Raw genomic sequence first — 224 nt, forward strand, 5'->3', positions numbered from 1 at the left:
CCCTGCCTCGTCATGATCATGATCACGCCGCGTTCTACTTGGCTGAAGTGGCTGTACTGCGTTCCCATCGGATTGGACTCAAGGCGGGTGATGCACTTGAGGGTAGTCAGTGCAAACCAAAGAAAAATGCTTTGTTATGAATCAAAAGCCCGCACGATCGGTGCTGACGCGGGCATGCGCCACACGAGACATCCTGTCTCGGTGGCGCACGGCGCACATCCATG

This window comes from Lysobacter sp. Root690 (assembly GCF_001427785.1).
In the GTDB taxonomy this organism is placed as follows: Bacteria; Pseudomonadota; Gammaproteobacteria; order Xanthomonadales; family Xanthomonadaceae; genus Lysobacter.